The organism is Novosphingobium anseongense (assembly GCF_037482895.1).
In the GTDB taxonomy this organism is placed as follows: Bacteria; Pseudomonadota; Alphaproteobacteria; order Sphingomonadales; family Sphingomonadaceae; genus Novosphingobium; species Novosphingobium anseongense.
The window spans coordinates 704,193-722,838 of record NZ_JBBHJZ010000001.1 but is presented as its reverse complement, the minus strand read 5'-3'; the positions used below and the strand labels follow the sequence as shown (position 1 = coordinate 722,838).

The window sequence follows — 18,646 nt, the reverse complement described above, 5'->3', positions numbered from 1 at the left end:
ATTTTGCGCGAGACCGTCGATATTGTACGCTACAGATAGCCGGCCAAATGACCGGCCGGGAGAACGGGATCCATGGGTCAGGAAAGCTTCTTCAGCCTCGACGGGCCGCTCGACATAGCGCCGGGCGGCGGCCAGTGCCGGGCCGCCAATTTCAGCGGGCTCGCCGATGTCGCGCGCCAGCGCGGCCGCGACGCGCGCGGCATCGTCGAACGCTACGGCATGGAAGCGCGCGTGCTGACCGATCCCGAAAGCCTGATCGCGCCGCAGCAGCTCGCCGACACGCTCGAATACTGCAGCTCGCTGTTCGACGATCCGCTGTTCGGCCTGCACATCGCGATCGCGCAGGATCCCGAGGTGTTCGGCTGCGTCACCGCGCTCTGCCGCGCCGCGCCCACCGTGCGCGCGGGCATCCGCTGCCTGATCGACTTCCTGCCCGTGGTCCACGCGCCCGATTGCGAGGTCGTGCTGATCGAGGGGCGAGAGACCGCCGAACTCGCCTGGCTGGTCAACACCGACATCGGCGTCAACGACCAGGCCAATTACCAGGCGGCGATGCTCAACGTGAAGCTGCTCCAGGCGATGGGCGGTCCAGGCTTCAAGCCTTCGTGGATCAGCCTCTCGGCCGACACCCGCGCCAGCGATCTGCCCGAGCTCGAGCGCGTGCTCGGCTGCAAGGTCATCTCGCACAGCCGGCACAACGCCATCGCCTTTCCCGTGCATACGCTCGATCAGGTCGTGCCCAGCGCCAACCGCGTGCTGTTCCGCCTGCTCGGTTCCTATCTCCAGACCGTGAAGTCCTCGCACAGCCAGTCGATCATCGACCGCGTCGAAAGCTACATTCGTGGCTCGCTGGCCTCGGGGAATTGCACGATCGAGCGCTGCGCCGACAAGATCGGCACTTCTGTGCGCACCCTGCAGGCCAAGCTCGCGGGCGAAGGCGCCAAGTTCTCCGAACTGGTCGAGGGCCAGCGCGCCAAGCTCGCCAAGTCGCACCTCGCGCAGCGCCAGCTCACACTCGACGAGATCGCCGATCGCCTGGGTTATGGCGAGCAGACCAGCTTCGGTCGCGCCTTCAAGCGCTGGACCGGGCTGACCCCGCAACAGTTCCGCGCGGCCTGTTGATCAGCCGACTCTCATTACCACACGCCCCGCGCCTTCGCCCTTGAAGGCGGCGTTCATTGCCGCGCGAAAATCGTCGAAGGCGTAGACCTGGCCGATCGCAGGCTTGAGCGCGCCCGTCGCAGCGATCTCGAGAACCTTGGCGAAGTTGGCCTGGGCCTTGGCCGGCTCGGCCTCGCCGAAGGCGCGGAGTTGGACGCCGATCAGGCTCGCGGTCTTGACCAGCGGCAGGTTGGTCTTGAGCGCCGAAATCCCGCCGGTGAATCCGATCACCAGATAACGCCCGTCGTAGCCCAGCGTGCGGAAGGCCGGATCGGTCATGTCGCCGCCGACCGGATCGAACACGACGTCGACGGTTCCGCGCCCGCCGGCCGCCGCCTTGACCTCGCCGCGCCAGTCCTCGCTGCGCGTGTTGACCACGGCATCGGCGCCCGCCTCGCGGCAGAGCTCACGCTTCTCTTCGCTTGAAGCCGAAGCGATCACCCGCGCGCCGAGCGCCTTGCCGGTCTGGATCGCGGCCACGCCAGTCGCTCCGGCCGCGCCGAGCACGAGCAGGGTCTCGCCCGACTGCAGCCGCCCGCGATCGCTGAGCGCGTGAAAGGCGGTGGTGTAGCTTGGCGGAAATACCGCGGCTTGCTCCAGGCTCAGCGCATCGGGCACCTTGTTGAAGCTCGAGGCGCGGAAAGTGCCCTGCTCGACGAAGATGCCGCCGAAGCTCGAGCCCATGACGCGGTCGCCGACGGCCAGGTGGGTGACCCCCTCGCCTACGGCCTCGACAACCCCCGCGCATTCGCTGCCAGGAATGAAGGGCAAAGGCGGCGTGACCTGGTACTTGCCCGCGGCGGTGAGCACATCGACGTAGGAAATGCCGATCGCCTTCACCGCGACGCGGATTTGTCCAGGGCCGGGCTCGGACGTCAGATGCTCGCGGATTTCGTAGACTTCGGGCGGGCCAAACGCGTCGGCGATAATCGCGCGGGGCATCAGTGCTGTCCTCCATCGCAGCGCACGAGCGAGCCGGTGACGTTGACCGAAGCCGGGCTCGCCAGGAACAGCGCAGCGGTGACGATCTCCTCGGGATTGGCAGCATGGCCGCGCGGGATGGCTATCGGCCCCTGCCCCTTGTCGGGCCAGGCCTCGACAATGTCAGTGCGGAAGGCCCCCGGCGACAGCGTGTTGATCCGCACCTCGGGCGCATATTCCCAGGCCAGGCTCTTCGACATGGCATTGAGCGCGGCCTTCGAAGAACCGTAAGGGACGGTCTCGGGCAGAGGCATCAGCGAGCCCGACGAGGTCACGTTGATGATGCAGCCGCCGCCTGCCTGCTTCATGCGATGCGCGACCTGGCTGGCGAGGCGGAACGGCCCCTTGAAGTTGAGGTTCACGACGGAATCGAACAAGGCCTCCGAAACCTCGTGGCTCGGGCTGCGCGGGCTCATGCCGGCGTTGTTCACAAGGATATCCACACGCCCGAACGCGGCATAGGCCTCCTCGATCAGCCGATCGCACTCGGCCCAGCGGCCGACGTGGGCGGACACCGCCAGCGCCTTGCGGCCCAGCGCACGAACTTCCTCGGCGACGGCCTCGCAGTTCTCGAGCTTGCGGCTGGCGATGATGACGTCGGCGCCGCGCTCGGCGAAGGCCCTGACCATCTGGTAGCCGAGCCCGCGCGAACCGCCGGTGACGAGCGCGACCTTGCCGGTAAAGTCGAACAGCGGGTCCATCACTTGGCGTCCCGCGCATTCGGATAGCGTGCCAGCGCCGCCGCGGTACGTGTCGGAATGTGCTCGCTCGGGAAAATGCCGTCCACGGGCTTGGCCTTCTTCATGTAGGCGCGCGCCAGCTGCGACTTGTGCACGTCGGTCGGCCCGTCGGCGAAGGCCAGCGACATGTGCCCACCGTACCACTTGGCCAGCGGCAGATCGAGGCTGATGCCCAGCGAGCCGTGCAGTTCGAGGCTGCGGCCGACGACGTCGTGGTAGATCTTCACCAGGCCGATCTTGCACATGCCGATATGGTTGCGCGCCGATCCGTGCGGCAGGCGCCCTTCCTCGACCTCGTCGATGATCCAGGCGGTCTTGAGCACGAGCAGGCGGAAGGCCTCGAGCTCGACGATCGACGAGGCGATCTTGTCCTGTACCATCTGGTGATCGCCGAGCGTGCGGCCGCGCGTGCGGCGCGAGACCACGCGTTCGAGCATCATCTCCAGCGCGCGGTTGCAGATGCCGACCGTGCGCATGGCGTGGTGGATGCGCCCACCGCCGAGCCGCGCCTGCGCCACCTTGAAGCCGCCGCCGCGCTCGCCGAGCATATGGTCGAACGGCACGCGCACCTTTTCATAGCGGATGTGCGCGTGGTGGCCGTTCTCGGGATCGCGGTCGCCGGCGATGGCGACATTGCGCAAGATGTTGATGCCGGGCGTGTCGGTGGGGACGATGAACATCGACATGCGCTCGGTCAGCGGCTTGTCGGGATCGGTAACGCAGATCACGAGCAGGAAGGTCGCCAGCTTGGCGTTCGACGAGAACCACTTCTCGCCCTCTATCTCCCACACGTCCTCGCCCTTGTCGTTCTTGACCAGGGTCGCCTTGCACGTGAACTCGCCGGGATCGGCGCCGCCCTGCGGCTCGGTCATCGAGAAGCACGAGACGATGTCGCCGTCCATTAGCGGGCCGAGGTACTTCTGCTTCTGCTCGGGCGTGCCGAACATCGCGAGGATTTCGGCATTGCCGGTATCGGGTGCGGCCGTGCCGAACACGGTCGGCGCCCAGGACGAGCGGCCGATGATCTCGTTCATCAGTCCCAGCTTGACCTGGCCATAACCGGGCCCGCCGAGATGCGGCCCGAGGTGGCAGGCCCAGAGGCCCTGCGCCTTGACCTGGTCCTGCAGCGGCTTGAGGTGCCGGCGCGCGTCGGCGCGGTGCGTCTCGAAATTGGCGCCCATCTCGGGCCAGAGCAGGTCCATCGTCTCGCATTCCTCGCGGACGAACGCGTTCATCCAGTCGAGCTTGGCCTGGAATTCGGGTTCGATGCTGAAATCGATCATCTGACCTCTCCTTGAAAATGAGCCGTCACCCTGAACGTGTTTCAGGGTCCATTTCTCGTCCAGCTCAGGTCGGGCCAGCGGAGAGATGGATGCTGAAACACGTTCAGCATGACGATGGATGTGTGGCGCTGCGGTTATTGCATCCGTGCGATCTGCGCCTTGGTTTCCTTGAACACGTTCTCGACGATCCGCGCGAAGAAGCGGCCGGTTTCTTTGGGCAGGATTCCCGCCTCGGCCTGCGCCACCTTGTACTCGAGCAGGCAGCCCGACTTGAACTTGGCCAGCAGCGAGAACCACTCGAAATCGCGAATGTCCCGGCCCGTGCCCGCGCAGTAGTAGCGCGCCAGTTCCTGCTTGGTGGGGAAGTTCGCCGGGTTGTTGAGCGCGGTCGGGAACTCCTTTTCGGGATAGTCCTCGTCGCGCATGCCGCCGGTGAACCAGCCCATGTCGATCATCGGATCGCCGATCGTCGAGAGCTCCCAGTCGATCATCGCCGCGAGCCGTGCCGGCGGGCCGTGACGGAACATCATGTTGGGCGTGCCGACGTCGCCGTGGATGATGCCGCGCACTTCCTGGGGCAGCGTGGCCTGGCGCAGCCATTCCTCGGTCTCGGCATAGCCCTCGAGATGGCGGCCTGCGTAGCCGTAGCGCTCCTTGTAGCTCGCGAGCTGGCCCGACCAGCGATCGACCTGACGTTCGAGGAACTTGCCCGGCTTGCCATAGTCGCCGAGCCCGATCGCTTCGTAATCGACATTGGCCAGCGCGATCAGCCCGTCGACGATCGCGAAGGGAATGCCGTATTCGTAGGGCATCTGATCGAACGGTGCTTCGTTCCAGATCTTCTCGTCGCGCAGGTTCGGCGCCCAGCCCCGCACCTTCTCCATGACATAGAACGGTGCGCCCGCGACCGACACGTCCTCGCAGGCGCCGTAGCAGCGCGGATGCGGCACCTCGGTCTGGCCCAGCGCGGTCAGGATCCGCGCCTCGCGCAGCACGCCCTTCTCCGCGCCCGGCGGCGGCACCGCCGGCGGACGCCGCATGACCATCGGCTCTTCGCCGCGGCTGAGCGTCAGCACGACGTTCGATGTGCCGCCGCTGAGCACCGAGGTCTCGAGCGGCCCCTTGCCGAGCTCGGGCACATGCGCGTCGAGCCATTCGGTCAGCGGCCCCTTGGGGGCCAGCTCGTCGAGATCGTAGGTCATGCTGGTCATTTGCTCTCCCCCGTCCGCAGCCGCGCTTCGAGTTCCTTGCGGATGTCGTGGAGCAGGCCGGCCGCGCGCCGGACGAGATCGGCGTCCAGACTGCCGGCGATCTCCTCGGCGATGGCATCGGCGCGCGCGTCGATCTCACGCTTGAGCGCCACGCCCTGCGCGGTCGCGCGCAGCAGCACCGCGCGCTTGTGGTCGGGATTCGGCTCGACCTCGATCAAACCGTCCTCGATCAGCGAATTGGCCGCGCGCTGGACGATCTGGCGCGGTTGGCCGAGCGAACGGCCGATCTGCGGCACGGTCGGCGCGCGATCGGCCTCGACCACGGCGTTGAGTACCGTCAGCTCGGAATCGCCAAGTCCTTCGGACCGGCGCGCGCCAGCGAACATTCCTTTGAGACGGCCGTTGAGCCGGATCAGCTCGTCCGAGAGGCCCACCAGCGGATGTCGGGAATCGAATTTGCCATGCATGCTCCGATCGTGTCGGTTTGACATGATCGTGTCAATTTATTCCTCTCGTGCCGCGGGCGGGGAATTACACCACCGCCACCGGATTGCCGTAGAGCTTGCGGAGTTCGTGCTTGGCCAGCTTGCCCGAAGGTATACGCGGCAGCTCCTCGACGAATTCGTAGGTCTTGGGCTGCGTCACTTTCGATATGCGGTTCTTGACCCAGTCGCGCAATTCGGCCTCGAGCGCGGGCCCTGCCTCCGCCCAGTCCTTGGGCTGGACGATCGCCTTCACCGCCTCGCCGTATTCGGGATCGGCGACGCCGATCACCGCGACGTCGAGCACCTTGGGATGCACGATCAGACAGTCCTCGATCGCCTGCGGATAGATGTTCACCCCGCCCGAGATGATCATGAAGTCCTTGCGGTCGGTCAGGAAAAGATAGCCGTCCGCGTCGAGCCGCCCGATGTCGCCGACGGAGAACCAGTCGGCGTGGCGTGGATGGGTCGCGGCCCGGGTCTTGGCCGCGTCGTTGAGATAGTTCACACCGCGCCCAGGCAGCGCCTCGAACCAGATCAGACCCGGCTCACCCGCGGGCAATTCTTCGCCCTCTTCGTCGCAGATGTGGATCGGGCCGAGCGAGGACCGCCCGACCGAGCCGGGCTTGCACAGCCATTCCTCCGCGCTGATCGCAGTGGCGCCGACACCCTCGGTGCTGCCGTAATATTCCAGGATGATCGGTCCCAACCAGGCGATCATCTGGCGCTTGATCTCGACCGGGCACGGCGCTGCGGCATGGATGGCGATCTGCAAGGTCGACAGGTCGTAGCCGGCCCGCACCGCGTCGGGCAGCGCCAGCATGCGCACGAACATGGTCGGCACGAACTGCGCGGCCGTGACGCCATATCTCTCGATCGCCGCGAGCACGCCTTCGGCATCGAACTTGCGCTGGGTGACGAAAGTGCCGCCGAGGCGCTGCGCCACGATCATGCACGAGAGCGGCGCGCCGTGGTAGAGCGGGCCAACGTTCAGATACACGAGCGGGTCCATCTCGTGATAACGCGATATGCCGCCTTCGAGCGCATTGAACTCGTCGATCGGCCCTGGCGTGAATGGCAGGACGATGCCCTTGGGCCGCCCGGTCGTGCCGCTCGAATAGATCATGTGAAAGCCGGAAATCTCGTCGGCCACCGGCACCGGCGGCATTCCCGCGAGCGCGTTGCGCAGCGAGCCGGCGCCTTCGATCGGCTCGTCATCGGCATAGAGGAGGGTCGCCACACCTGGGATCAGCGTCTCGCGCTCTCGGGCCAGCACGCGCGGCGTCTCGCCGAGCGAAGCCGAGAGCACGAGCACCTGCGAAGCGGAATCGCCGAGGATATAGGCCGCCTCGACCGGCTTGAGATGGGTCGAGAGCAAGGTGACGAACACACCGCAGCGCGTCGCGCCCCAATAGGCGATCGGGAAAGCCGGCGAATTGCGTAGCATCAGCGCGATGCGATCGCCGGGCTGGAGCCCCAGCGAGCGCAGGAACTGCGCGAAACGGTTCGAGCCTTCATCGAGCTGACGGTAGGTCAGAACCTCGCCCGTATCGGCGATGACCATGGCGGCAGCATCGGGAATGGTCCGGGCGTGGTGCGAAGGATGGAAGCCCGGCATCGGCTCAGTCGGCCCGTTCGGCAGGCCGGCCGTCGATCCGGCGACGCAAGGTCACCAGGCTGTCGCTCATAGCCGCGAGGTCTGCGAGGTCGAGGTCGAGCCCGTCGGTGAGATCGGCGATGATCTCGGCCGACTGGGCGTCTATCGTGCCGCCCAGCGCGCGTCCCTTCTCGGTCGCGACGAGCAGCGCGGCGCGCTTGTGGCCGGGATTGGGCCGAAGCTCCACCAGCCCTTCCTCCTCGAGCACGCGGACGGCGCGCTGGATCACCTGTCGGGGATGGCCCAGCGAGCGGCCCATCTGCGGTACCGTCGGCGGCCGCGACGCGTTGGCTACGCCGATCAGGGTCAGGACCTCGATGCCCGAAAGCCCCGAGTCATCGCGCACGCGTGCGAACATCTGCAGCAGGCGCACGCCGATCCGGTGGGCCTCGCCCAGGATGGTGACGAGTTCGGTGACCTTGGCCTGAGTCTCGTCATCGCTGGAATTTGCGACCGGCGGATTGACGCCGCCCCGTGCAGCGCGCGAACCCGGTCCGAATTTCGGAGCTTCCGCCGGTCCCAACACGCTCCAGAAACTATGCCTCGGTCCCATTCCCATCCCTTTTGTTATCGCCTGGCAACGATAGCGAATGCCTGCCGCCTGACAATTGGTAAGGAAGATGAACTTATGGGAACCCGAGTGTCAACGTCTCCCGAAGACGGGCGCGATCAGTAGACCCCGCCCTGCTCCTCGGCGAAGTCGGCCGATTCCGCGGAACGGGCCGCATCGCGGGCATCCTGCTGGCGCGCCTGCCGTCCGCGCTGGATCGCGGCCAGCAGCGCCGAGCGCTGCTTTGAGAGTTCGTCGGCGCGCGTCGCCCGCGAGGGTTCGGTATCGGGCTTGAAGGCTTCCCAGATCACGCCGGCCTTAGGATCGCTGCCAGGCTCGACGCCGAACACGCGCTTGCCGCTCGTGCGATCGATGCGGACCATGCGGACACCCTCGGGCGCGACGAAAGGCAGTTCGCTCCAGCGGTTGCGCGTCGCCTGGACGAACTGCTTGAAGATCGGCGCGGCAATGCGGCCGCCTTGGGCATAGCCGCCGAGCGAGCGCGGCTTGTCGTAACCGAGATAGACGCCGGCGACGTATTTCTGCGAACCGCCGACGAACCAGACATTGGTCGGGCCCGTGGTCGTGCCGGTCTTGCCGAACAGCGGAATCTTGAGATCGCGCAGCACCACCGCGGTGCCGCGCTGGACAACGCCCTCTAGCATGTGGACCACCTGATAGGCGGTACGGGCATCGAGCACCTGCTTGCCGCGCGGCTCGAAGCGGGGCATCGGCTTGCCGTCCCACTGCGCCATGTTGCAGGTCGTGCAGCGGCGGTTGTCGGCGCGGAAGATGACCTTGCCGTTGCGATCCTGGACGTAGTCGATCACCGAAGCCGGATACTGCACGCCGTTGGCGGCGAGCGCGGCATAGGCGTTGACCATCTGGATCACGGTCGTGTCGCCCGCGCCGAGCGCGAAGGACAGATAGTTCTGGTACTTGCCGATGCCGACGCGCTGGAACGTCTTCGTGACGTTCTCCATGCCCGCGTCGTTGGCGATGTGCACGGTCATCAGGTTGCGCGACTGCTCGAGCCCCCAGCGCATCGTATGCGTGCCGCCACCGCCACCGCCACCGAAGTTGCGGAAACACTTCTGCCCGGCGGTTCCCTGATAGACGCAGAAGGTCCCGTCCGAGACCATCGTCGCCGGGGTCATGCCCAAGTCGAGCCCCGTCGCATAGACGAAAGGCTTGATCGTCGAACCCGGCTGGCGCAGCGCCTGGGTGGCGCGGTTGAACGAGGCGAGCCCCGCGTCGAACCCGCCCTGCATCGCGACGACGCGGCCATCGGCCGGGCTCTCGACGAGCATGCCGCCCGAGACCTCGGGAATGGTCTTCACCGCATAGGTTTCGCCGCCTACGGGCGCTGCCGCGATCACGTCGCCGGCGCGCAGCTTGTCGGGCAGCCCCGTAAGACGGCCGGTCTTGCCATCGGGAAAACCGATCGAGGCGCTGGCGCCTTCACGGGCGATGACGATGCCTATGCGCCAGTCCTGATAGCTGATCGACTTGTTGAGCGTGATGAGCTGCGTCTGCCACTTGTCGCCATCGATATCGACATGCTCGATCGGACCGCGCCAACCCATGCCGCCGTGATAGCGCAGCAAGCCTGCGCGCAGCGAATCCTGCGCGGCCTTCTGCATTTCGGGATCGACCGAAGCGCGCACCCAGAGCCCGCCCGCGTAAACGCTGTTCGGCCCCTGCTCGGCCTTCTCGCCGTATTTCTGGATCAGCTGGCGGCGGACTTCCTCGACGAAATAACCCATCGACGGATCGTAGGTCTCGACCCGGCGGCCGATGATGCCGAGCGGCTGCGCCTTGGCCTCGTCCGCGGCTTCCCGGGTCGCCCAACCGTTCGAGACCATCTGCTCGAGCACATAGTTGCGGCGTTCGATCGCCATCTGGGCGTTCTTGGCACGCCCATAGCGCTCGGGCGCCTTGGGCAGGATCGCCAGGAATGCGGATTCGTGCAGCTTGAGCTCGCCGACGTCCTTGCCGAAATAGGCACGCGCCGCGGCCTGGACGCCGAAACTCTGCCGACCGAGCGGGATCTCGTTGAGATAGAGTTCGAGGATCTGCTGCTTGTTCAGCGTGGATTCGATACGCCGCGCGAGGATCATTTCCTTGAGCTTGCGCGTCACCGAATATTCGTCGCCGATCAGGATGTTCTTGGCCACCTGCTGGGTGATCGTCGAGCCGCCCTTGGCGCGCTGGCCCGAACCCAGCTTCGATGCATAGTCGATGACCGCGCCGGCCAGACCAGGATAGTCGACGCCGCCGTGGGTCCAGAAGGTCTTGTCCTCGGCCGCGAGGAAGGAATCGGTCAACTGCTTCGGGAAATCGACGAAGCGCAGCTGGACGCGGCGTTCGCGCGCATAGGAATAGACGATCTGTCCGTCGATCCCGCGCACGATCGTCGGCAACGGCGGCTGATAGTCGAGCAGCTTGTCGGCAGAGGGCAGATCGCGTGCGACGAGCAGCCAGGCCGCGATGAAGATCGCGAGGAACCCACCGCCGGCATAGCCCAGCCACCGCACCCAGCGCTTTTCGCGCCAGGTACCGCGCAGCCATCCCCAGGCGCCACTCGCCTCGCGGCGGATGCGATAGTTCAGGTTCTCGCCGTCGGACGATGCGTTCTCAGCCATTGCCCGCCGCCTTTATCGCGTGTCCCGCGCGAGGGGAAGCGCGTTCGCCGATCGTCTCACCCGATCGCTTCACGGTTGCGACTGCCGCGCGAAGAAGGCCCGGATCGCCTGCGCGGTCGCCTTGGCGAAAGTCGCCTGACCCTCGGGAGACGCCAGCCTCGCCGCCTCGTCGGGATTGCTGATGTAACCGCTCTCGAACAGGACCGAGGGCATATCGGGCGATTTGAGCACGACGAAGGCCGCCGATTGCAGATTGCGATCGTGGAAGCGCATCTTGTCCGAAGCCTCGCGCAGGATCAGGCGAGCGAACTGCTCGGACCGCGCCTGGGTCTCACGCTGCGACAGGTCGACGAGGATCGCGCTCACGGCATCGCTGGTGCTCGCGAGCGAAATGCCATTGACCGTGTCCGCGCGGTTCTCGCGCGCGGCTAGGCGCGCGGCGGTCTCGTTCGTGCCGCGTTCGGACAGCGTATAGACGCTGGCACCGCGTGCATCCTCGTTGCCCTCGACGCTGTCGGCGTGGATCGAAATGAACAGGTCGGCATTGAGCCGTCGCGCCACGCCGGAACGCTCGGGCAGCAACAGGAAGCGATCGTCGTCGCGCGTCATCGCCACGCGGATGCCACCGCTCTTGATCAACTCGTCGCGCAAGGCCCGCGCAAGGCCGAGCGTCAGGACCTTTTCGACCAAGGGTGCGCGGCCGGCACCGGGATCGTGTCCGCCATGCCCGGCATCGATGACGACGAGCGGCCGACTGCCGTCGAGCGGCCCCTGGATCGGCGGCAGGCCGATCTCGTTCGTCGGTGGCGCGAGGACGATGCGTTCGACATAGGCATAACCGCGCCCGGGCGACGCGAAGAGCCGGTCCGCCGCGACCATGGCGCCGACCAGCGCCAGCGGCGCAGCGACAAGCAGGGCAAGCTGAACCAGGCGCGGCATTGCACGTCTTGCTAGGGCCACCCACATGGATCCGCAATGGTGGAGGGAACCGGTGTCCCCCGCCCGTTCGCGGGGGCAAGCCCGCCCGGTCGGCCTCCGAGGCAACCCTTGCCGATCAAGGTATTGACTGCTAGATGAACGAAGCCGGGCGAACCTGTCCGATCCTCGACGCTCCGAAACAGAGCTGAAACAAGCGTATTCGGGCGGGGATCGCAGAGATGTTCACATTTCCGGCCGACATCCGGGCTTTCCAATCCGGACCGAACAGGTTGATGCGAGCCATGAGAAGCCACTTGCCGTTCTGCCAACCGCAGCCTTTGCAGGCGCGGAAGGCTTGGACGGCTGGCGCACCGCTCGACGGTACTGCGCGATCGAATACGCCGCGCATTCTCCCGCTAGCAGACACGAAGCAAGCCGCCCGAGCGCTTTCGCGCCCGGGCTTTACGCACACCACCGATCGCCGCGCCACGGAACCCGAACCTCTCGGGACCGGCGGCGAGCCATTGCATATGCGCGCCACTTTGCCGGCCCCCAATCGCTTGGGATCCGTGCCGCGGCGCGCTTGGAGAATTTATAATGACCACGCGCATGCTTATCGATGCGCGCCACCAGGAAGAAACCCGGGTGGCCGTGCTCAAAGGCAATCGTATTGAGGAATTCGACTTTGAATCTGCCGATCGCAAGCAGATCAAAGGCAATATCTATCTAGCCAAAGTAACCCGGGTAGAACCGTCTCTGCAGGCGGCCTTCGTCGATTTCGGCGGTAATCGTCACGGTTTCCTGGCCTTCAGTGAAATCCATCCCGACTATTACCAGATCCCCAAGGAGGATCGCGAAGCGCTGCTGGCAGAAGAAGCCGCGCACGCCGAGGAAGAAGCCGCGCTGCGCGCCGCCGACGACGGCGACGATGAAGACTACGGCCACGACGACGATGGTGACGGCAATCTCTCCGACGACTTCGGCGAAGAGGGCGTCACCGAGGTCGACACGTCCGACAAGGACCAGGTCGCCACGATCGAGGACGGCCACGTCGAGAACGGCTTCGAGGACGAAGACGGCGAGCACGCCGAGGGCGAAGCCGGCGACGAGGACAGCCAGGGTGGCCGTCAGCGCCGCGGCAAGCGACGCCAGGGTGGCCGTGGCCGTTCGAAGGAAGCCGACGAACTTCGCGCCAAGCGCATGGCGCTGCGCCGCCGCTACAAGATCCAGGACGTCATTCACCGGCGGCAGGTTCTGCTCGTCCAGGTCGTCAAGGAAGAGCGCGGCAACAAGGGCGCTGCCCTCACCACGTACCTGTCGCTGGCGGGCCGCTATTGCGTGCTCATGCCGAATTCGAGCCATGGCGGCGGCATCAGCCGCAAGATCAGCTCGGCCTCGGACCGCAAGCGCCTGAAGTCGATCATCTCCGAGATGGACCTGCCCAAGTCGATGGGCTGCATCGTCCGCACCGCGGGCCTCGCGCGTACCAAGACCGAGATCAAGCGTGACTTCGACTATCTCGCACGCCTCTGGGACGAGATCCGCGAGAACACGATGAAGTCTTCGGCGCCGGCGCTGATCCATTCGGACAGCGACCTGATCAAGCGCGCGATCCGCGACATCTACAATCGCGATGTCGAGGAAGTCGTCGTCGAGGGCGAGAACGGTTACCGGGCTGCGCGCGAATTCATGAAGCTGCTGATGCCCAGCCATGCGCGCCGGGTGAAGGCCTATGTCGATCCCGTGCCGCTGTTCCAGCGCTATGGCGCGGAAGATCAGCTGACCGCGATGTACGACCCTGTCGTGCAGCTCAAGTCGGGCGGCTACATCGTCATCAACCCGACCGAGGCTCTGGTTTCGATCGACATCAACTCGGGCCGTTCCACCAAGGAACACGGCATCGAGGCGACGGCGCTCAACACCAATATCGAAGCCGCGCGCGAAATCGCCCGTCAGCTCCGCCTGCGCGACATGGCCGGGCTCGTGGTCATCGACTTCATCGACATGGAATACGGATCGAACGTCCGTAAGGTCGAGAAGGCGATGAAGGACGCGCTCAAGAACGATCGCGCCCGCCTGCAGATCGGCCGCATCTCGAGCTTCGGCCTGATGGAGATGAGCCGCCAGCGCCTGCGCACCGGCGTGCTCGAGGCGACCACGCGCACCTGCCCGCACTGCGACGGAACCGGCCTGGTCCGCACGGCCAGTTCGGCGGGCCTGTCGGCGCTGCGCCTGATCGAGGACGAGGCCGCCAAGGGCCGCGGTTCGGTCATCTCGCTCTATGCCAGCACCGAGGCCGCAGTCTACTTGCTCAACGCCAAGCGCGCCGATCTCGCCGAGATCGAAGACCGCTATGGCGTGCGGGTCGAGGTGATCCCCGAGGGCGAGAACGAAGGCGCGAAGATGCGCGTCGTCTCTTCGGGTCCGCGTCCCGAATTCGTGCCCAAGTTCGAACCGATCGTCGAGGAATTCGACGACGAGGACCTGCCCGAGGACGATGATCTCGAGGAAGAGGCCGAAGTCGAGGCGCGCGAAGGTGGCAGCCGCGCCGATGCCGATAGCGACGGTGATGGCCGCCGCAAGCGTCGCAAGCGCCGCCGGGGTCGTGGACGCGACCGTCGCGACGACGAAGCCCAGGGTGAAGACGCTCAGGGTGACGACGCACAGGGTGACGACGCACAGGACGAAGATCGTGCCGAAGACGCCGGCGAAGCCGACGACGAAACCGGCGACGAGGTCGAGACGACCGGTGACGACAATGGCGAAGACGGTGAAGGTCCGCGCAAGCGTCGCCGTCGTGGCCGTCGCCGGCGTGGTGGCCGTGGTCGCGGTGAAGGCGATCAGGCTGCGGTGAACGACGACGAGAGCGAAGGCGCAGAGGTTCCGGCCGAAGCCGCCGAAGCCCCGAGCGCCGAACCCGTTGCCGAGACCGAAGCTGCTCCCTCTGAGGAAGCCCCGGCCAAGCCCAAGCGCACGCGTCGCAAGAAGACCGATGCCGTCGCCGAGGAGACTCCGGCCGTCGAAGCACCGGTCGAAGCCGCGCCTGTCGCTGAAGTGACCACCGAGGAAGCGCCGGCCAAGCCCAAGCGCACGCGCAAGAAGAAGGCCGATGCCGTCGCTGAGGAGGCTCCGGCCGCCGAAGCACCGGTCGAAGCCGCGCCTGTCGCCGAAGTGGTGGCAGAGGAAGCGCCGGCCAAGCCCAAGCGCACGCGCAAGAAGAAGGTCGAAGCCGAAGCGGTCGCCGCCGAAGCCGAGCCGGCAGCCGAAGCCGCGGCGGCCGAGCCGGCCGCAAACGTCGCAGCCGATGCTGCGGCGGAAGCCGAAGCCGGCGAAGGCGGTTCTCCGCGTCGCGGCTGGTGGCAGCGCACGTTCGGCGCCTGATTTAACACCGACACGCGAAAAGGCCCGTCGCTCTCAGGAGCGGCGGGCCTTTTCCGTTGGTGCGGCAATCAAGCTTCGGCTGGCGCGAGAACCGTCACGTTGACCGGAATTGCCGAGAACCGCGGCATGAAATTGATCGGCTGTACATGCCGGGTCAGCGAGGTCAGTTGGCCGACATTGGCCCCGCCGTCGGCCAGAGGATCGCCCGAACCGACGAGCGGGCCGAACATATGCGTCATCGAGATCACGCCGCGACGCAGCCGATCCTCTCCTTTGGCGAGCGTGCGGACCTTGCCGAACTCGGACGCGATCTCGATCGTGTCGCCGTCGGCCAGGCCCTCGGCCGCCATGTCCTCCGGGTTCATGTACGCGTAGTTCACCGGGAACCGCCGCCGCGCCTCCTTCGAGTCCCGGAAGGCCCCATTGAGCGCATGGAGCACGCGCCGGCAGGTCAACCGATAGCCGTAGCCAGTCTCCGCGGGCTCCTTGGCAATCGCGGCGAGTTCCGCCGCCACATCGGGCGGGCACAGTTCGAGCCGGCCGGACGCACCGGGCGGCCCGGGCAGCACGGTGCGCAGCGCCACTTCGGCCCTTACCCCCGAAGGATTCGCCTTGATTTCGTCGAAGGAAACCACGCTGTCCTTGGCAAGATAGCGACAGAGATCCTCCGGATCGGGCCTGTCGGTAAGACTCAGTTCGATGCCTTCGGGAATGTCCTGAAAGCGCAGCCCGTAGTTCCAGTATTTGAAGGTCAGTGGCACGCCCATCTTCGCCGAGACGGCCCAGAAGAACTCCCAGTCGTCGATGACGCCTTCGGGCTTCGCAACGACGGGCGCCGTGTATTGAACGAAGGGCTCGGGATAGGAACCGTCGCCGGGCACCGATATCTCGTGCCGCTCGAACGGCTGTGACGTGGCGACGACGTAGTCGGCCATCTCCCCGGTCGCGTTCATCCGGCTGTCGAGCGAGACCAGCAGGTCGAGCTTGGCGAACCCCGCCTTGGCGAGTGCAGGATCGCCGACCGCCATCAGCGGATCGCCGCCGAAGCAGATCAGCGCGCGGATACGGTCGGGCGAATCCGCGGCGATTTCGCCGGGGATCAGTGCGGTGGGGAATTCGCCGACCAGCAGACCGGTATCCTCGCTCACGCATTTCGGCTCGTGTTCGAAGCTGCGCGTCGGCGAGACCGCCATCTCGTAGGCATCCTTGGCCTTGAGCACGCCGGGATTGCGGATGCGATCGCCCGCCTTGCGGTATCCCCCGGCGAGCACGTTCACGACTTCGATCATGTGATCGGCCGTGTTCGAGTGGGTGCTCATCGAAGGACCCGTGCCGCTACCGGCGAGCGGGCGCTCGGCCTCGCCCAGCCACTTCGCCGCAAGCTCGATCTGTTCGACCGGCACCTGCGCGCGCGCTGCGGCGAACTCGGGCGTGAACGGGGCCAGCGTCGCACGCAGTTCATCGAGCTGAATGCAGAACCGCTCGACGAAGTCGCGCTTGTAGAGCCCGTCGCGCAACATGACGTGGGCGATCGCGCCGAACAGTTCGGCATCGTGGCCGGGCAAGGGCTGAATGAACAGATCGGCGAAGCGCGCGGTCTCGGTCCGGCGCGGATCGACGATGATGATCTTGCAGCCGCGCTCTTTGGCCGCAGCGAAAGCGCGTGCCGGCGCGCCGACCTCGGCCACGGCGAAAGGCGCGCCCTGGTGCGTGACGAGCGGATTACCGCCGGCCAGCAGCGCGCAGTCGGCGTCGCGGAAATTGTGGCGGCCGCTGGCCATGATGCCCATGCGCGCCATCGTCACCCACTTGGCCGACTGGTCGACGGTCATCGACGAGAAGAAGTTGGGCGTATCGAGCGCCGCCACCCAGGCGCGCTCCATCAGGTTGCCGAGCACGCAGCGGTAGGCGCCCGTGCCGTGATAGACCGCAATCGCCCGGGGTCCGTGCTCTTCGTAGATTGCCTTGAGCCTGGCGCCGATCTCGTCGATCGCCTGATCCCCGGCGATCTCCGCAAAAGTGCCGTCGGTCTGCTTCTTCAGGCTGTGCAGCAGCCGGTTCTCGGCGCCATTGTGGAAGTCGATCGCGGCGAGGCCCTTGGGGCAAAGATAGGCGCCATAGGGCGAGGCCGTACCGTCGGGCCGGGCGCGCACCATGCGCCCCTCCTCGACGTCGATCTCCATCGAACAGAGCGCGCTGCAATTGCGGCAGAATGTCTTTACGGTCTCTCCCATCGCGCCAAGCTAGACCAGGCAAGCGACGAGAAAAACGCGAAAGGAACACGCCGCTCGCCGCAGTCAATCAAGCTGACCGCGAGAGGCGTGTCGCAACTAGACGCCTGCCGCCATGCCGCCGGTGACGCGCAGCACCTCCCCCGTGACGAAGCTCGCCTGCGGCGAGGTCAGGAACAGCATGGCGTCGACGATGTGCTCCTCCTTGCCGTCGTCGCCGATCATCTGCATCGCCTTGACCCGCGCCTTGGTCTCGGGCGGCAGTTCGGCGGCGATCGTCTCGGTGAGCATGAGCCCCGGCGAGATCGCGTTGACGCGCACGCCGTCGGGGCCGAGTTCGCGCGCGAAAGTGATCGTCAGGCCCGAGACTGCGAGCTTGGTGTCGCCATAGGCCGATCCGCCCATGTGCCCGGCCGACGAGGCGATGTTGACCATCGAAGCACCCGCGCGGCCGCGCATGTATTCGGCCGCGGCGATCGTGCAAGTGACAACGCCGATGACGTTGACGTCGAACAGGCGCTTCACTTTGGCGAGGCCCATCTTGAAGATCGGCTGACCGTATTCGTCGCTGTGCAGCCCGGCATTGTTGATCAGGATGTCGATGCCGGGATTGCCATTCTTGGCGCCAAGCGCGGCCGCCTGCTTCATGATTTCGGCCATCCGAGCCTCATCGGTGACGTCGCCGCCGAAGCCCGTCGCCTGGCCACCGCTCGCGCGGATGTCGGCCGCGGCTTCCTCGGCCACCGTACCGTCGATGTCGACCAGCACGGCATGGGCACCGCGCGCGGCCAGCGCCATTCCGAAGGCCTTGCCGAACCCACGCCCGCCGCCGGTGACCACGGCCACGCGATTGCTGTAGAAATTGCCCTCGGACATCAGTTCATCTCCCGAATTTGTTGCGCGTGATGGCACAATCGTGCGCGCCGGCAACCGCTATGGCGATATTTGCGAAATCGGCCGACGGGCATGCCCGTGTCAGGCGCTCTCGGGGGTGCGAGCCTTGCCCAAAGGGATTGTGTTCGATTTCGCCGCCTCCTGGAAGACGATCAACACCGTGCAACCTTCGGGGCCGACGACGATCGGGCCATAACCGGTTCCTGCCTTGGCCCAGCGTAGGTCGCCCTTTGTGAAATTGGCCTTCCCGACCATCTGCGAGCCTTCGATGATGTATTCGAGATAGTTGCAACCGTGGGTGTGCGGCTCGACCACTTCGTCCGGCGCGAACTTCGAGAGGATGACCATCGGCGAAGTCGCGGCATTGTCCTCGTCGAGCAGGAAGCGCGCGTATTGGATGCCTGGCGAGGCGCCCTGCCCCCAGGCGATGTCGTCGGCGAAAATGTCCTTGTGCCCTCTACCGGCCATGACGCTCTCTCCTCAGGTTCTGTTCTCGGGCGAATGCCCCACCC

General features: G+C 66.1%; 14 protein-coding genes. 2 read left to right on the top strand and 12 right to left on the bottom strand.

The features are described 5' to 3' along the window. Positions 1–72: 72 nt before the first annotated feature. Positions 73–1,122 carry an AraC family transcriptional regulator gene (locus WG901_RS03495; protein ID WP_339585616.1) on the top strand — a complete coding sequence of 350 codons (1,050 nt, stop codon included), beginning with the start codon at positions 73–75 and terminating at the stop codon, positions 1,120–1,122. On the opposite strand, the gene WG901_RS03490 is transcribed toward WG901_RS03495, so the two are convergent. The 9 genes from WG901_RS03490 to WG901_RS03450 form a co-directional block, all read right to left on the bottom strand. Continuing rightward, positions 1,123–2,103, bottom strand: a complete 981-nt coding sequence (locus tag WG901_RS03490) for an NADPH:quinone oxidoreductase family protein (RefSeq protein WP_339585615.1) — start codon at positions 2,101–2,103, stop codon at positions 1,123–1,125. Further along, entirely contained in the window at positions 2,103–2,843 is a 741-nt protein-coding gene (locus WG901_RS03485) for an SDR family NAD(P)-dependent oxidoreductase (RefSeq protein ID WP_339585614.1), read from the bottom strand. Before WG901_RS03485 ends, WG901_RS03490 begins: the two co-directional genes overlap by 1 nt. Further along, entirely contained in the window at positions 2,843–4,165 is a 1,323-nt protein-coding gene (locus tag WG901_RS03480) for an acyl-CoA dehydrogenase family protein (protein WP_339585613.1), read from the bottom strand. Before WG901_RS03480 ends, WG901_RS03485 begins: the two co-directional genes overlap by 1 nt. 134 nt (positions 4,166–4,299) lie before the next feature. Next, positions 4,300–5,376 (bottom strand): phosphotransferase family protein, encoded by a 1,077-nt coding sequence (locus tag WG901_RS03475; RefSeq protein ID WP_339585612.1) that lies wholly within the window; start codon positions 5,374–5,376, stop codon positions 4,300–4,302. Next, entirely contained in the window at positions 5,373–5,843 is a 471-nt protein-coding gene (locus WG901_RS03470) for a MarR family winged helix-turn-helix transcriptional regulator (RefSeq protein ID WP_339585611.1), read from the bottom strand. The genes WG901_RS03475 and WG901_RS03470 overlap by 4 nt, the downstream gene beginning before the upstream one ends. 64 nt (positions 5,844–5,907) lie before the next feature. Then, on the bottom strand, positions 5,908–7,476 hold the full coding sequence (locus WG901_RS03465; RefSeq protein ID WP_339585610.1) for an AMP-binding protein: 1,569 nt from the start codon (positions 7,474–7,476) through the stop codon (positions 5,908–5,910). A gap of 4 nt (positions 7,477–7,480) precedes the next feature. Continuing rightward, a complete protein-coding gene (locus tag WG901_RS03460; RefSeq protein ID WP_339585609.1) occupies positions 7,481–8,038 on the bottom strand; it encodes a MarR family winged helix-turn-helix transcriptional regulator in 558 nt (185 codons plus the stop codon). Between the two features lie 146 nt (positions 8,039–8,184). Then, positions 8,185–10,710, bottom strand: coding sequence for a penicillin-binding protein 1A (locus tag WG901_RS03455; RefSeq protein WP_339585608.1), 2,526 nt, complete (start codon positions 10,708–10,710; stop codon positions 8,185–8,187). A 69-nt stretch (positions 10,711–10,779) separates the two neighbouring features. Then, positions 10,780–11,649: an N-acetylmuramoyl-L-alanine amidase family protein gene (locus WG901_RS03450; protein ID WP_339585607.1), complete on the bottom strand. Its 870-nt coding sequence runs from the start codon at positions 11,647–11,649 to the stop codon at positions 10,780–10,782. Positions 11,650–12,225: 576 nt separating this feature from the next. Here WG901_RS03450 and WG901_RS03445 point away from each other — a divergent pair. Further along, the gene (locus tag WG901_RS03445; protein ID WP_339585606.1) at positions 12,226–15,009 is read left to right on the top strand and encodes an Rne/Rng family ribonuclease; all 2,784 of its coding nucleotides are present in this window, start codon (positions 12,226–12,228) and stop codon (positions 15,007–15,009) included. A gap of 68 nt (positions 15,010–15,077) precedes the next feature. On the opposite strand, the gene WG901_RS03440 is transcribed toward WG901_RS03445, so the two are convergent. The 3 genes from WG901_RS03440 to WG901_RS03430 all read right to left on the bottom strand — a co-directional run bounded on the left by WG901_RS03440 (position 15,078) and on the right by WG901_RS03430 (position 18,602). Next, positions 15,078–17,243, bottom strand: a complete 2,166-nt coding sequence (locus tag WG901_RS03440) for a molybdopterin-containing oxidoreductase family protein (protein ID WP_339585605.1) — start codon at positions 17,241–17,243, stop codon at positions 15,078–15,080. 96 nt (positions 17,244–17,339) lie between these two features. Beyond that, complete coding sequence (locus tag WG901_RS03435) at positions 17,340–18,116, bottom strand: SDR family NAD(P)-dependent oxidoreductase (protein ID WP_339585604.1); 777 nt, start codon at positions 18,114–18,116, stop codon at positions 17,340–17,342. 99 nt (positions 18,117–18,215) lie between these two features. Further along, entirely contained in the window at positions 18,216–18,602 is a 387-nt protein-coding gene (locus WG901_RS03430; protein ID WP_339585603.1) for a hypothetical protein, read from the bottom strand. Positions 18,603–18,646: the final 44 nt, after the last annotated feature.

Coding starts and splice junctions, on each gene's coding strand:
- WG901_RS03495 (WP_339585616.1), top strand. CDS start 73: ATGGGTCAGGAAAGCTTCTTCAGCCTCGACGGGCCGCTCGACATAGCG.
- WG901_RS03490 (WP_339585615.1), bottom strand. CDS start 2,103: ATGCCCCGCGCGATTATCGCCGACGCGTTTGGCCCGCCCGAAGTCTAC.
- WG901_RS03485 (WP_339585614.1), bottom strand. CDS start 2,843: ATGGACCCGCTGTTCGACTTTACCGGCAAGGTCGCGCTCGTCACCGGC.
- WG901_RS03480 (WP_339585613.1), bottom strand. CDS start 4,165: ATGATCGATTTCAGCATCGAACCCGAATTCCAGGCCAAGCTCGACTGG.
- WG901_RS03475 (WP_339585612.1), bottom strand. CDS start 5,376: ATGACCAGCATGACCTACGATCTCGACGAGCTGGCCCCCAAGGGGCCG.
- WG901_RS03470 (WP_339585611.1), bottom strand. CDS start 5,843: ATGCATGGCAAATTCGATTCCCGACATCCGCTGGTGGGCCTCTCGGAC.
- WG901_RS03465 (WP_339585610.1), bottom strand. CDS start 7,476: ATGCCGGGCTTCCATCCTTCGCACCACGCCCGGACCATTCCCGATGCT.
- WG901_RS03455 (WP_339585608.1), bottom strand. CDS start 10,710: ATGGCTGAGAACGCATCGTCCGACGGCGAGAACCTGAACTATCGCATC.
- WG901_RS03450 (WP_339585607.1), bottom strand. CDS start 11,649: ATGCCGCGCCTGGTTCAGCTTGCCCTGCTTGTCGCTGCGCCGCTGGCG.
- WG901_RS03445 (WP_339585606.1), top strand. CDS start 12,226: ATGACCACGCGCATGCTTATCGATGCGCGCCACCAGGAAGAAACCCGG.
- WG901_RS03440 (WP_339585605.1), bottom strand. CDS start 17,243: ATGGGAGAGACCGTAAAGACATTCTGCCGCAATTGCAGCGCGCTCTGT.
- WG901_RS03435 (WP_339585604.1), bottom strand. CDS start 18,116: ATGTCCGAGGGCAATTTCTACAGCAATCGCGTGGCCGTGGTCACCGGC.
- WG901_RS03430 (WP_339585603.1), bottom strand. CDS start 18,602: ATGGCCGGTAGAGGGCACAAGGACATTTTCGCCGACGACATCGCCTGG.